The organism is Sphingobacterium sp. lm-10 (genome assembly GCF_023554555.1).
GTDB lineage: Bacteria > Bacteroidota > Bacteroidia > Sphingobacteriales > Sphingobacteriaceae > Sphingobacterium.
Map to the genome: position 1 here is coordinate 995,418 of NZ_JAMJWC010000002.1, position 15,447 is coordinate 1,010,864.

A 15,447-nucleotide genomic window follows, 5' to 3' on the forward strand; every position below is an offset into this window, starting at 1 on the left:
GAGGGATGTTATATTATTTATTTACCTGGTTAAACGAGCATATGCACATCCCTGGAGCGGGACTGTTTCAGTATATCTCTTTCCGTACGGCTATGGCGGTGATTGTCTCGTTGATCATTACCACCGTATTCGGTAGTCGGCTTATCCAATTGCTGCATCGTAAGCAAGTGGGTGAAACGGTGCGTGACTTAGGTTTAGCCGGAGAAAAGCAAAAACAAGGCACGCCGACGATGGGTGGTTTGATTATCATTGCTGGTATCTTAATTCCTACGTTGCTTTTTGCGAAGTTGGATAATATCTACATCATCATCATGATCATTACCACGGTATGGATGGGAGCGATCGGTTTTCTGGATGATTATATTAAGGTCTTTCGTAAAAATAAAGAAGGACTTGCCGGTCGTTTTAAAGTAATCGGACAGATCGGTTTGGGGATCTTTATTGCTGTTACGATGTATTTTCACCCGAGCATTGTGGTGCGTGAGCAAGTGACCAATCCTTCTTCTTCCGTGCCTGTAGCGGTAGTGATCAATCCATCTACCGGAGAGAAAACATACGTCGAGGATGTAAAATCTACCAAGACCAACATTCCCTTTTATAAAAATAATGAGTTTGATTATGCTAAAACCTTGAGTTTTCTCGGACTTTCGGGCACCTGGATTACCTTCGGTATGATCTTACTGGTGATCGTGTTTATTGTAACGGCGGTATCCAACGGGGCTAATATTACCGACGGTATTGATGGATTAGCCACGGGTACATCCGCCATTATGGGAATTACGCTGGCGATTCTAGCCTACGTTTCGGGCAACGTAATTTTTTCGGAATACCTGAATATCATGTATATCCCAAACAGTGGTGAGCTGGTGATTTTTGCAGGTGCTTTCATTGGTGCCTGTACAGGATTTCTTTGGTACAATGCCTATCCCGCACAGGTATTTATGGGTGATACGGGAAGCTTGACCATTGGAGGTATCATTGCGGCATTTGCCATTCTAATCCGGAAGGAGTTATTGATTCCGGTGCTTTGCGGTGTTTTCCTCATCGAGAATCTTTCGGTGATTATGCAGGTGTCTTACTTCAAGTACACAAAGAAGAGATTTGGCGAAGGCCGACGCATCTTTTTGATGTCGCCATTGCATCATCATTATCAAAAGAAAGGATACCATGAGTCGAAGATTGTGACACGCTTCGTGATCGTATCCATCATATTAGCCATTTTGACCATCGTAACCTTAAAAGTTAGATAGATGCCAAATATTGAACATAGCTATTATCCGCAATCCGGTCGTGTCGTCATCTTAGGTGGCGGTGAGAGTGGTGTGGGTGCCGCTATCCTTGCCAAGGATCAGGGGTTTGACGTGTTTGTTTCAGATATGGCTATCCTCGCCGATCACTTTAAGGCTACCTTAACACAAGAGGCTATCGCTTTTGAAGAGGGGCAGCACACAGAAGCAGCTATTCTGAATGCGGATCTGGTGATCAAAAGCCCGGGTATCCCAGAGAAAGCACCGCTGATACAGCAACTGCGCAAAACCAGTATTCCGGTGATCTCGGAAATTGAATTTGCTGCGCAATATACAGACGCTACGCTATGTTGCATTACGGGATCAAATGGTAAATCGACCACCACGATGTTGACTTACGAGATCTTCCGTCATGCAGGAGTGAACGTGGGTGTTGCCGGTAATATCGGGCAGAGTTTTGCTTTGCAAGTAGCACGCGAGCCAAGAGAGGTGTATGTGTTGGAGCTTTCCAGCTTTATGCTGGATGATATGCATCATTTTCGCGCACACATCGCTATCCTGCTCAATATTACGCCGGATCATCTGGATCGCTACAATTATGATATGGATGCCTATGTGGATTCGAAATTCCGCATCATCCAAAATCAGCAAGCTGCAGATTATTTTATCTACTGCGCAGACGACGAGGAGATCGCAAAAGGATTGAAGCGCCACAAAACGCTAGCGATGCCTTTGCCCTTTACACAACAACAACACAGCACCCTAGAACAGGGAGCATTTATAGACGAACAAAGAAACTTGATTATTAACATACCTAAACGGGAACCATTTACGATGAGTATTGAAGAACTATCACTCCAGGGTAAGCATAATGTATACAATAATTCTGCAGCAGGATTAGCCGCTAAAGCGCAGCAATTGCGCAATAGCGTGATGAAAGAAAGTATGCAATCCTATGTCAATATTGCGCATCGCTTGGAGCATGTGGCGTGTATTGGCGGCGTTACCTATATCAACGATTCCAAAGCGACCAATGTGAACTCCGTGTGGTATGCCTTGGAAAGTTTCTCACCCGATATCGTATTAATCATGGGCGGTGTAGATAAAGGTAATGACTACGATATGCTACGCGATCTGGTGAAGAGCAAAGTAAAGGCCATCATTTGCATCGGTAAACACAATGGTCGCATCCACGAAGCGTTTGAGTCCGATACAGAAGTGATCGTAAATAGCGCTTCTATGGGAGATGCCGTAGAGATCGCTTCGCATATCGCTAAGAAAGGGGATACCGTATTGCTATCTCCGGCTTGTGCGAGCTTTGACTGGTTTAAGAATTATGAAGATCGTGGTGATCAATTTAAGGATGCCGTAATGGCGCTTTAAGAATTCGCAGAATAAAAGGTTATGACAATAGAACAGATTTTTTCAAAACTCAAGGGAGACAAGTGGATCTGGATAATCGTGATTATCCTGTCTGGCTGGTCTTTGTTGGCGGTATACAGCTCTGTAGGTACGTTGGCCTACAAAGAGGGTAAGGGTACCGAACTCTATCTGTTTAAGCATTTTGCGATCATCGCTGTGGGTCTGTTGCTGATGTACCTTTCACACAAATTGGATTACCGCTACTATGCCGGTATATCCAAGATGTTGATGATCATTACCATTCCACTGCTATTGGCCACACTGCTATTTGGTGATTCTATCAACCAGGCCAATCGTTGGTTGACCATTCCGGTAATCAATCAGTCCTTCCAAACTTCCGATTTAGCGAAGTTGGCATTGATCACTTTTCTGGCTCGGATGCTATCCCGCAAGCAAGAAGATATTAAGGATGTGAAGAAGTCTTTCGTGCCGATTATGGGAGCTGTTTGTGCGGTGTTTGTACTCATTGCAGTAGCCAATATGTCGACCGCCGTGATGTTGTTTGGCGTAAGCGTGCTGCTATTACTGATTGGTCGTATTTCCTTCAAGCAGATTATGATCGTGTGCATAGGCTGTAGTATCTTATTAATGCTGGTCGCATTTTTAGGCCCACGTCGTGCTACCTACATGAGTCGTATCGAAGGATTTTTTCATACAGAAGAAGTGATTGGCGGAAGCGGTGCAGTGCCTTTCCAAGAAGACAAAAACTTTCAGGCGAACAATTCAAAGATTGCGATTGCAACTGGTGGATTTTTTGGCAAAGGCTGGGGTAATAGTGTGCAACGTAATGTACTACCTCACCCATATTCTGACTTTATCTTTGCGATCATCATCGAAGAATATGGCACGGTGGGCGGATTTTTCTTACTGACTTTGTACCTCGCATTGATGTATCGTATTATTCGGATCGTCACGTTGAGTCCACGCGCCTTTGGTGCTTTTTTGGCAGCAGGATTAGGATTCAGTCTTACCATTCAGGCATTAGCCAATATGGCAGTTGCTGTAGGTTTAGGCCCGGTAACAGGTGTGCCGCTGCCTTTAGTGAGTATGGGAGGTACATCCATCTTATTTACCAGCGTGGCATTAGGCATTATATTAAGCGTGAGCCGAAACGTAGAAGAATTAAAAGGAAGAGAAGAATTGAATGATGTCGTGAAGCCGCGTCGTGTGGTAGTGGGCAGCATATAATACAGTAAGCATGGCAAACAAAGTGATCATAAGCGGTGGAGGCACGGGAGGACATATCTTTCCGGCAATTGCTATTGCAAATGCCTTGCGGCAGTTGCAGCCCAACGTGGAAATTCTGTTTGTGGGTGCCAATGGTAAAATGGAGATGGAGCGCGTCCCGGCCGCAGGTTATGAAATAGTAGGTCTGGATATACAGGGATTCAACAGACAATCCCTATGGAAGAATCTGGCCTTACCATTCCGACTGATTGCCAGCATGTGGAAAGCACGGCAAGTGCTTCGCCAGTTTGGTGCGCAGGCAGCGGTAGGTGTTGGTGGATATGCCTCTGGACCGTTGCTGATCGTGGCGAACATGATCGGTATTCCAACGTTGATTCAGGAGCAAAACTCCTACGCCGGTTTGACGAATAAGCGATTAAGCAAAAAAGCCCAACGCATTTGTGTGGCTTACCAAAATATGGAACAATTTTTTCCGCAGGAAAAAATTATGCTTACCGGAAATCCGGTACGTCGTTCGTCGGTGCAGATCGATGGTAAGCGAGAGGAAGCAATCCATGCTTTCGGACTGGATACGACGAAAAAAACGGTATTGATTACCGGAGGTAGCTTAGGCGCCAAAACATTGAATGATTGCCTAACCGAAGGTTTAGAGCGGCTGTTAGCCGAAAATGTGCAAATCATTTGGCAGTGTGGTAGTTACTATTATGATAAGCTGTCGAAAGAATTAGAAGCAAGATTGACGGATGAGGTGAAGCTATTGCCATTTTTGGAGCGCATGGATTATGCCTATGCGGCAGCAGATTTCATAGTAGCCCGAGCAGGAGCCGGCACTATTTCAGAATTAGCAATAATTGGCAAGCCCGTTGTTTTGGTGCCATCGCCCAATGTAGCGGATGATCACCAAACTAAAAATGCTTTGGCTTTATCAGAGCACAAGGCCGCCATCATGGTAAGTGATCTGAGTGCGCGGATGCATTTGGTCGACGAATTGATCAAACTGATTCATGATGAGGCGACGGCCTATGAGCTAGGCGAGCGCATTCAAAAAATGGCGTTATTGGATGCGGATGTGATTATTGCACAAGAGGTTTTAAAGATGATAAAATAAGGGCATGAATATCGACCAAATTAAGACAGTGTATTTATTGGGTATCGGCGGCATTGGCATGAGCGGTTTAGCGCGCTATTTCCAACACTTAGGCTGTGTGGTATCGGGTTACGATAAGACCGAGACCGAGCTTACGCAAGCGCTGGTAGGGGAAGGTATTCCGGTCTCTTATCAAGATGATATTCAAACATTACCTCATCATTTGGCTACGCCAAATGATGAGGTAATGGTTATTTTTACGCCTGCTGTACCCGCCGATTTAGTGTTGAAAAACACGTTGATCGAACGAGGTTTTACCTTGTACAAGCGTTCCGAGGTACTCGGTCTTATCAGTGCTAGTCGCTTCACTATCGCTGTAGCAGGTACACACGGCAAGACCACTACCTCTACGATGATCGCGCACGTATTGAAAGATTCGGGCTACGACTGTTCTGCGTTTTTGGGCGGTATCAGTACCAATTACGAAAGCAACGTACTATATGGCGACAATAATACTGTAGTGGTAGAAGCGGATGAGTTTGATCGCTCTTTCTTAACCTTGCATCCAAATATTGCTATCGTGACTTCTGCGGATGCAGATCACTTGGATATTTATGGAGATGCGGCGCATTTGGTAGATTCGTTTCAATTGTTTTTGGATCGGATTGTCGTAGGCGGCACATCCATTATCAAGCAAGGATTACCATTCTCTGGTGCTATTTCCTATGCGATGAATGAAAGTGCAGACGTGTACGCAGACAACGTCCATATCAAAGACGGGGAGTTTTATTTTGACTACCACTCCGACAGCCTGACCTTAAAAGATATCAGACTTGGAATTCCAGGTTTACATAATATTGAAAATGCCGTGTCTGCGATTACGGTCGCAAATTTGCTAGGTATTAGCGGCGATAAAATCATCGCTGCTTTAGGTTCATTTCAAGGAGTAAAAAGACGCTTCGAATACATTGTAAGGGAGAAAGATGCGGTGTACATTGATGATTATGCACACCATCCAGAGGAGCTTCGTGCTTTCCTGACATCCATGCGCAAGCTGTATCCGGAAAAGAAACTAACGGTGATCTTTCAACCGCACTTATTCACGCGTACGCGTGATTTCATCGAAGGGTTTGCCGAAGTGCTTGGGTTCGCCGATACCTTGTACCTGATGGAAATTTATCCGGCGCGAGAGAAGCCCATTGAAGGGGTAAATGCACAATGGCTGCTCGATCAGATTGCCTTGGATGATAAGCATATCCTAACCGCAGAGCAGATCCTAGATAAGGTACGGACGGAACGTCCGGAATTGATCGTAACGGTAGGAGCAGGCGACATTGATCGTTTGGTGAAACCTTTAAAACAACTATTGACAAATGCTTAATTGGCTAAAAAATATACCATGGCGCTTGATCGGATCGATAACACTCGGACTGGCGGCTTTCGTGGGCGTCATATTGCTGATGGGACTTGTCTCGAAAAAGGATGCCGCACAATCGTGCACCGCGTTGCAGATCATGGTAGAAGGGAAAGAAACCTTCATTGATCAGGCCGATATTACGGCTATTATCGAAAATCAATACGGAGCAGTTATTGGTCGGCAATTGCTGGATATTCCTTTGCATAAGATCGAAGAATCGTTGAAAGCATTGCCTTATGTATCTAACGCGGATATCCATGTAGATATCAACGGTGTGATGCGGGTATCTGTACAGCAGCGGGGAATTTTGCTTCGGGTGATCAATCGGGTAGGACAGGAGTTTTATGTAGATACCGAAGGAAAGAAGATCCCAACTACGCTAAAATACGTGCCACACACGATTGTTGCGAATGGCAATATTCGGGAATCGTTTGGCAAACCGCTAGAAGCGATAGAATCTTCGGTGGTAGGAGATTTGGTGGCCATCGTTCGGCATATTAGTACCAACGAATTGTGGAGCAATCAAGTCGTACAGCTTTACGTCAATGACGCAGGCGACATTGAGTTAGTGCCGCGTGTTGGCGATCAGGATTTGATCTTGGGCGATGCCGAGAATCTGGACGATAAATTGCGTCGATTAGAGATTTTCTATCAGAAAATCTTACCGCGTGTAGGTACCGAAGCATACAGCAAGGTGAATGTCAAATATGCTGATCAGATTATCTGCGAACGATATGGAGATTGGTTTATAGACAGCCTACAAATGAAAATGAATAATTAATACGGAAGAATAACACAGCAAATACACAGCATATGAAACCAAAATTTACAGAACTCGAAAAAGAAAATCCAATCGTCGTTGGGTTGGATATCGGTACGACCAAGATCTGCGTTACGGTGGGGCGTCGCAGTGGTAGCAACAAGGTCGAATTACTGGGCGTCGGCAAAGCCGAATCTGCTGGAGTTAGTCGCGGCGTGGTGGCTAATATTCAGAAGACTGTTGACAGCATTCGCGAAGCGGTTTCGATCGCTGAAGGGCAGTCGAATGTCGATATCAAGGTCGTAAGCGTAGGGATCGCCGGTCAGCATATCAAAAGCATACAACATCGTGGTATTGTGACGCGTAACGACGATGATGAAATCGGACGTGAAGACGTGCAACGCCTGATCTCGGATATGTATAAACTGGTATTGCCTCCGGGTGAAGAAATTATTCATGTGCTTCCGCAGGAGTTTACCATCGATAACGAGCCGGGTATCAAAGAACCGATCGGGATGGCCGGCCGTCGCGTAGAAGCTAACTTCCATATCATATCGGGGCGTGTTACAGATATCAAAAATATTAAACGTTGTGTTGATAATTCTGATTTGGAAGTCTCCGAATTGATCCTTGAGCCATTGGCATCATCTGAAGCTGTGTTAGATGATGAGGAAAAAACGGCTGGCGTTGTATTGGTAGATATCGGTGGTGGTACGACCGATGTGGCCATCTTCCACGAAGGCATCATTCGCCATACGGCAGTAATTCCATTGGGAGGTAATATTGTAACAGAAGATATACGCCAAGGGTGTTCCGTATTGCGCAACCAGGCAGAGCAATTAAAAGTACGCTATGGATCGGCCCTGGCAGATGAAAATAAAGAAAACGAGGTAATCTGTGTTCCTGGAATTCGCGGACGGGAAGCAAAAGAGATCTCGGTAAAGAATCTGGCCTATATTATTCAGGCCCGTATGGAAGAGATCATTGAGCACGTACACTACGAAATCAAAGCATCTGGCTACGAAGACAGACTAATTGCTGGTATTGTGATCACCGGTGGTGGTGCGCAATTGAAACACTTAGTCCAATTAGTAGAATATGTAACTGGTATAGATTGTCGCATTGGTTATCCAAATGAATATTTGGCAAAAACCGATATGCTGAACAAGCAAGCATTCGATGAATTGAAGAGCCCCTTATATGCTACAGGTATTGGCTTGCTGATCAAAGGGATACAAGAAATTGAAGAAGGGGAGAAAAGAGAGCAGGAGAAAATCGCGAAGGTAAGTGGTGGTTCACGTGCAAAAACCAGCATTAAGGTCAGTGATATCGCTAGCGATCAAGGTAGAAGAGAAGGTTGGTTGACACGGATTTTAGGTAACTGGATCACCGATGGAGAGGATATTGATAACGATACCTTCATTGGGAAAAAGTAATTTATTAACAACCGTCCCTTTTTTCCACAAATTGACAATTGTGGAAAACTCTTGTGGATAATTTGTTAATATTACAGTAGGATCTTAGGGTCGGATTCGTCGTTGCAACAGGTTGATTAAAAGTAAAATAGGTTATTAGATATGTCGATACAATTTGAAATGTTAAAAGAGCAGTCGTCTATCATCAAAGTAGTTGGTGTAGGTGGCGGTGGTGGTAATGCCGTAAACCACATGTATAAGCAAGGGATTAGTGGGGTAGATTTTATTATATGTAATACGGATGCACAAGCATTGGAGTTGAGTCCAATCCCGAACAAAGTTCAGTTGGGCGTAAGTCTGACCGAAGGAATGGGTGCAGGAGCAGATCCAGACGTGGGGGAAAACTCCGCGATTGAGAGTATCGAAGATATCAAACGCATGTTGGGTACCAATACCAAAATGTTGTTTATCACAGCTGGTATGGGTGGTGGTACAGGTACGGGAGCTAGTCCGGTTTTGGCCAAAGCGGCCAAAGAGATGGGTATTTTGACCGTAGCTATAATCACTACACCATTTACTTTTGAAGGCAAGCGACGTAAATCACAAGCAGAAGAAGGTTTAGGAGAATTGCGCAAATACGTGGATTCTTACCTCGTCATCTCCAACGACAGATTGCGCGAGATATTTGGTAACCTAACCATGACCGCTGCATTTGCGAAAGCAGATGATATACTGACAACCGCTGCCAAAGGTATTGCAGAGATTATCACGATACCTGGTTACGTAAACGTCGATTTTAAAGATGTGCGTACCGTGATGAATGATAGTGGTGTTGCGATTATGGGTAATGCCGTGTCCAGTGGCGACGAGCGCGCACTGCAGGCCGTTACCGGAGCATTAGCATCTCCGTTATTAAAGGATAATGAAATCGAAGGTGCTCGTTATATCTTGTTGAACATCACCTCCGGATCTAAAGAAGTAACGATGGATGAGGTATCTGTCATTACCGACTATATTCAGGAAAAAGCAGGGTTATCAGCGGATCTAATCTGGGGTAACTGTATTGATGAAAACATGGGAGACGACTTGTCGGTAACCATCATTGCAACAGGCTTTCAGACCACAGAAGAACGTGTAAAGGATAAAGAAAAGGAAAAGATAGCGCATCGTTTGACTCCAGAAGAAGCGAAGTCTGTATTTATAAAGCCAGTTTCTCAAAACCAGTTTACGGAGAAAAGCCACTACACAGAACCAGTAGTTAAACCCGTAGGTGTAACTAATCCGGAGTTAGAGCAGTCTATTCAACAAGCTGACCTATTTACGGCTAACCCAACTAATAGATCATTTGCATCTGCACCGGTAAGTCAGCCTGCAGCTCCACAGCAGCATCCGCGTACCGGTTCGGATCATGAAGCGCAAGTTGTTCGTCATACGCTAGATCTTAACGAGCAAGAAGTAGAGGAGCAAGAGCCACAAGATAATCACGGTTTTGAGTTAAAAACATCTCCATCGATGTTCGAATTCAAAGTACCTACGGTATTTGATTCTTATCAGCAGCAGCAAGCAGCACCCGCACCTGAAAAACCAGCCTACCAGCCACAGAGCAACAACTACATTGCTCCTAGCAATACGATGACCGCACCATCTGCGTTGGAAGATGCGAAAGTAGAGGAGGCAAATTTCGAAGATCAGTTGATGAAAACCAAAGAACGTATCTTACGTTTGAAAGAGTTGAGCATGAAATTACGCTCTACTAATGGTTTGCAGGAGATGGAGAATGAGCCAGCGTACAAGAGAAAGCAAAAATCATTGGATGATGTGCCACACTCTTCGCAGTCTCAGGTTTCTCGCTTCACGCTATCCTTTGATAGTGGAGAGACAGAAATCAGACCAAACAACTCATTCCTTCACGACAACGTTGATTAATTAGTATTATACAAATTATATAAAGCAGCTTCCTCACCGAAGCTGTTTTTGTATACCATAAGGCCACAGGGTCTTTTCAAAAAAATGGCTAAGTTTGCCTAAACGAATCTGCGAAGGAGCCGTTACTTTGTCGTAATGAAAAGCGTCAAGGTGCGATTTCGTAACGCAGATGCAAGATGAGCATATACATATGAAACAATCTCTGCTATTAAACGGACCTAAGTTTGAGATCACTCTTAAGCGCTTGTGTCAACAGCTTATTGAGAATCACGGTGATTTCAGTGATACCGTCATCATCGGCGTGCAGCCACGAGGCCCTTATATGGCAAGCCGCCTTCGTCAAGAAATAAAGAAAATTTCCGGTAAAGACGTGCAGATCGGTGCGCTAGACATCACCTTTCATCGGGATGATTTCCGAATGAAGGGGTCTTCGCCTTTGCAGGCAAGCCGTACCGATATAGAGTTTCTGGTAGATGATAAAGTAGTGGTTTTTGTAGATGATGTACTATGGACGGGCCGCACCATACGCTCCGCGATGGATGCGATCCAGACTTTTGGTCGCCCAAAGAAGATCGAGCTCATGGTGCTCGTCGATCGCAGGTTCTCCCGTCAACTCCCAATCGAGCCAGACTACATTGGCATACAAGTAGACTCCATCGATGCGCAGAAGGTAATCGTAAGCTGGCAGGAAACTGATCGAGAAGATAGCATTGTCCTTATCACAGAAGAAAAATAGAGAGAATACAGATCCATATATAGCACATGTCAAGCACAGAACAACTCAGCACACGTCACCTATTAGGTATAAAAGATCTTAATGAACAAGATATTCAACTAATACTGGATACGGCCTCTAACTTCAAGGAGGTCTTGAATCGGCCGATCAAGAAAGTCCCATCTCTACGGGATATTACCATTGCCAATGTATTCTTCGAGAACTCTACTCGTACCAGATTGTCTTTCGAGCTAGCGGAGAAACGCCTTTCTGCCGACACGATCAATTTTGCGGCTTCCTCGTCCTCCGTAAGTAAGGGTGAAACATTGATCGATACGGTCAATAATATTCTGGCCATGAAAGTAGATATGATTGTCATGCGCCATCCCTATGCTGGTGCAGGTGTATTCCTGAGTCGGCACATCGATGCGCAAATCGTGAATGCGGGTGATGGGGCGCATGAACACCCTACACAAGCTTTGCTGGATTCCTTTTCCATACGCGAGCGTCTGGGAGATATGGCAGGCAAGAAAGTCGCTATCATCGGTGATGTACTGCATTCTCGTGTTGCTTTATCTAATATCTTATGCCTACAAAAGCAAGGTGCCGAAGTGATGGTATGTGGTCCTACCACGTTGATACCCAAATACATTGGCGCACTGGGCGTGAAGGTAGAACACGATTTGATGAAAGCATTGAACTGGTGCGACGTAGCCAATATGCTACGCATCCAGTTAGAGCGTCAGGATATTGCCTACTTCCCGTCATTACGTGAATACTCCATGTTGTATGGGTTAAACAAGCAGATACTGGATAGCCTTGATAAGGAGATTGTAATTATGCATCCCGGACCTATTAATCGCGGTGTAGAGATTACATCCGACGTGGCCGACAGCGCACATTCGATCATTCTGGATCAAGTAGAGAATGGTGTTGCCGTACGTATGGCGGTACTCTATTTACTTGCCGGCAAGCGCGGTTAAAAAGGAGCATAGCATATAGCTCTAAATGGAGCTGCCAGAACACCATCTACCATCTGTTAAAATATCGTTAAAAACGGTATTTATGCACCAATGTTAATAACTTTTGAGGAAAACTTCAAGGGTAACATCTATTTTCGTATGTTGTAGGTCCTGTTGGCCAATATGCCGTATAAACCAGCGTTGGACAAGCACACAAGGTGATGAAAGACTTTATCCAATAAATAGTAGAATTCGTTAAAATATGTACAATAAGATATATCAAGTTGGCGTCGCTTTATGCTTGATGGGGGCATCCGCAGTCGCTCAGCAAACTGCTTGGCAAGATGTTAATAGCGCATACAAGTCAGGTTTGGAGTTGTTCGAGCGGGGAAAGTACAGTTCCGCGGCAAAGCAGTTTGATCGGGCAGAGAGTGTACGTACAAAATCTACCTTGCAGCTGGATGAGACTCAGGAGTTGACGTTGTTGAAAGAAAATATCCGTTACTACCAAGCAGTATGTGCATTAGAGTTGGAAGAAAGTAATGCAGAAAGCTTATTCCTTAAGTATATCCGTGACTTTCCTTCTAGTGCAAATTCCAAAGCCGCAAATTTCCAGATTGGTAAGTTTTATTATACAAGACAAGAGTTTGAGAAAGCGATCGAATGGTTTACCCGTATCGATAGCAAGAGTTTGGCAGGAGCAGAGAATACGGAATATCGTTTTAAGCTGGCCTATGCTCGCTTTATGACCGAAGATTACGAATCTTCAAAGCCGGTGTTTGCCGATCTGAAAGATAAAAACTCCACCTATCAGGAAGCGGCTATCTACTATTATGCGTACTTGAGCTACTTAGATGCAGAATACAAAACAGCACTCAACGAATTTGAACGTTTAAAAGGTTCTAAAACCTACGAGAATAGTTATCCGTACTATATCACTGCGCTTTATTTCCTAGATAAGCGGTACGATGAGGTACTCGCTTACGCGTTGCCGATTCTGCAAAATACCAAGCAGGAGAGCGAGACTGATATGTTCAGAATCGTAGCAGCTACCTACTTCATCAAAGGAGATTTAGCTAAGTCCAAGCAATATTATGATCGCTTTCAAGCAGGAGACCAAGGGCGTACACAGAATAATCAGGATAGCTACCAGATTGGATACATCAACTACAAATTAGGAAATTACGAACAAGCGATTGCCGAATTAGAAAAGTTAGATGACCCAGATGCGTACTATCAAAGTGCGATGATTACTTTAGGTGATTCTTTCATTAAAACCAATAACAAGCAAAGTGCCCGTAACGCCTTCTTTCGCGCCTCGAAATTAGATTTCGATCCACAATTAAAAGAAGAAGGACTATTTAACTATGCGAAACTCTCTTACGAATTAGAGTTTCACCAGGTAGCGCTGGATGCTGTTCAGGAATATTTAACGACATACCCATCTTCCACACGGAGCGAAGAAGCAAAGACGTTACTGGCAGAAGTGCTTTTAGGTACTAAAAACTACCGTGCAGCGGTAGATGTTTTGGATGGTATAAACCGAAGCAGCAGAGAAGCAAAAGCAGCCTATCAAAAAGTAACTTACTACCGCGGACTGGAGTACTATAACGAACGCGCGTTCGAAAATGGTATTTCTATGTTTATGCGTTCTGAAGAAAATCGTTTCGACGAAGAAATATATGCACTAGCCGTATATTGGAAAGCAGAGGCGATGTATGAAGTACGTAAGTACAAAGAGGCGACGGCAAACTTCAACAAGTTCTTGCAACTGCCTGCTGCACGTAAAACCGATGTATACCATTACGCGAATTACGCTTTGGCATATGCCGCTTTCCGCAATGATAACTATAGCACAGCAGCAAACTACTTTGAACGTTTCTTATCTGGCGCTACACGCGATGGCGTAGATGCCAATACACGTAACGATGCCATAGCACGTGCTGCCGACTCTTACTTCGGAACCAAGAACTACGGACGTGCCATGTCTTACTATGATCGTCTCATCAGCGCGGGTGCCCAAAGTCAGGATTATGCCTTATTTCAACGTGGTATTATTCAGGGACTGCAGGGCAACAGCCAGGCAAAAATCGCAACCTTAAACTCAGTCGTTCAAAAATACCCGAACTCCAACTATGCGGACGACGTGGCGTTTGAAATTCCATATACTTATTTCTTGTTAGGTCAATACGATCAGGCGATTGCGGGTTTGCAGAAGATGGTGGAGAAATATCCACGTAGCAGCTATGTGCCGCGTGCATTAGTGACTATCGGATTGGTGCAATACAATCAAGAAAATAGAGATGGTGCTTTGGCGACCTTCCAGCGTGTGGTAAATCAGTATCCTACCACGGATGAAGCCAAACAATCCTTGGCATCTATCGAGAATATCTATTTAGATAAGAATGATGCTTCTGGATATATTCGTTATGCGACCAGCACCAATATTGGTGACTTGAGTACCGCTGAGCAGGATGGACACACCTTCTCTGTAGCGCGGACGCTGTTTGACCGTGGTAACTGGCAGGGTGCCGTGGAAGCGGTAAATGCTTACTTTGATAAGTTTCCAAAACCGATCAATGAAAAGCATGCTCGTTTCATTCGTGGAGAGAGTTACGCGCAATTGCGGAAAGACACCGAAGCATTGCATGATTTCAATATCATCATGAACGACTGGACCAGCACGTACACCGAGCGTACCTTGTTGAGTGTGGCCAGATTGCATTTACGCAACAAAGCCTATAACGAGGCTGTTCAGGTATTGAAAAAACTGGAGCTAACGTCAGAATATAAAGAAAACTACGGCTGGGCGATCAACAACTTGCTGATTAGTTACTTCAATATCAATGATTATGCGGAAACATTGACCTACGCAAACATCATCAAAGGCTACGAAAAATCATCAGAAGAAGAAATTGCAAGAGCACACTTGTATGCCGCAAAAGCTTATCAAGCGACAAATAAGGCCGCTGATGCGACCAAAGAATTAAGTTCGGCAGCGGCGAAATCGAAAACAGAGACCGGAGCAGAAGCTCGATACTTGATCGCAAAACAACAAGTACAGAGCAAGCAATGGGATAAAGCGATCCAAACAGCGATGGAGATCGGAGATAAATTCTCTTCTTTCGAGTATTGGGTAGCCAAAGGCTTTATTACCATGGCAGAAGCGTACAGAGGAAAAGGAGACAACTTCCAGGCAAAAGCAACGTTAGAGAGTGTAATCGACAACTATGATAACGAGACCGATGGTGTTGTGAAAGAGGCGAAGGAGTTATTGCAGAAAATTAAATAAGATTAGAGTAGTGAAG

11 protein-coding genes are annotated in these 15,447 nt (G+C 44.5%); all 11 read left to right on the forward strand.

The window, feature by feature from the left end:
• Positions 1-5: 5 nt before the first annotated feature.
• Positions 6-1,250, forward strand: a complete 1,245-nt coding sequence (mraY, locus tag M8998_RS14430) for a phospho-N-acetylmuramoyl-pentapeptide-transferase (protein ID WP_249994008.1) — start codon at positions 6-8, stop codon at positions 1,248-1,250.
• Positions 1,251-2,630, forward strand: coding sequence for a UDP-N-acetylmuramoyl-L-alanine--D-glutamate ligase (murD, locus tag M8998_RS14435; protein ID WP_249994010.1), 1,380 nt, complete (start codon positions 1,251-1,253; stop codon positions 2,628-2,630).
• 21 nt (positions 2,631-2,651) lie between these two features.
• The gene (locus tag M8998_RS14440) at positions 2,652-3,857 is read left to right on the forward strand and encodes an FtsW/RodA/SpoVE family cell cycle protein (protein WP_249994012.1); all 1,206 of its coding nucleotides are present in this window, start codon (positions 2,652-2,654) and stop codon (positions 3,855-3,857) included.
• Between the two features lie 10 nt (positions 3,858-3,867).
• Complete coding sequence (gene murG, locus M8998_RS14445) at positions 3,868-4,965, forward strand: undecaprenyldiphospho-muramoylpentapeptide beta-N-acetylglucosaminyltransferase (protein ID WP_249994014.1); 1,098 nt, start codon at positions 3,868-3,870, stop codon at positions 4,963-4,965.
• Positions 4,966-4,969: 4 nt separating this feature from the next.
• Entirely contained in the window at positions 4,970-6,325 is a 1,356-nt protein-coding gene (murC, locus tag M8998_RS14450) for a UDP-N-acetylmuramate--L-alanine ligase (RefSeq protein ID WP_249994016.1), read from the forward strand.
• A complete protein-coding gene (locus tag M8998_RS14455; RefSeq protein ID WP_249994018.1) occupies positions 6,318-7,142 on the forward strand; it encodes a cell division protein FtsQ/DivIB in 825 nt (274 codons plus the stop codon). Before murC ends, M8998_RS14455 begins: the two co-directional genes overlap by 8 nt.
• A 32-nt stretch (positions 7,143-7,174) precedes the next feature.
• The gene (ftsA, locus tag M8998_RS14460; RefSeq protein WP_249994021.1) at positions 7,175-8,557 is read left to right on the forward strand and encodes a cell division protein FtsA; all 1,383 of its coding nucleotides are present in this window, start codon (positions 7,175-7,177) and stop codon (positions 8,555-8,557) included.
• A 141-nt stretch (positions 8,558-8,698) separates the two neighbouring features.
• Positions 8,699-10,462 carry a cell division protein FtsZ gene (gene ftsZ, locus M8998_RS14465; RefSeq protein ID WP_249994023.1) on the forward strand — a complete coding sequence of 588 codons (1,764 nt, stop codon included), beginning with the start codon at positions 8,699-8,701 and terminating at the stop codon, positions 10,460-10,462.
• 190 nt (positions 10,463-10,652) lie between these two features.
• The gene (gene pyrR / locus M8998_RS14470; protein WP_249994025.1) at positions 10,653-11,198 is read left to right on the forward strand and encodes a bifunctional pyr operon transcriptional regulator/uracil phosphoribosyltransferase PyrR; all 546 of its coding nucleotides are present in this window, start codon (positions 10,653-10,655) and stop codon (positions 11,196-11,198) included.
• Between the two features lie 26 nt (positions 11,199-11,224).
• On the forward strand, positions 11,225-12,160 hold the full coding sequence (locus M8998_RS14475) for an aspartate carbamoyltransferase catalytic subunit (protein ID WP_249994027.1): 936 nt from the start codon (positions 11,225-11,227) through the stop codon (positions 12,158-12,160).
• A 241-nt stretch (positions 12,161-12,401) separates the two neighbouring features.
• Entirely contained in the window at positions 12,402-15,431 is a 3,030-nt protein-coding gene (locus M8998_RS14480) for a tetratricopeptide repeat protein (RefSeq protein ID WP_249994029.1), read from the forward strand.
• The last annotated feature ends 16 nt before the right edge of the window (positions 15,432-15,447 follow it).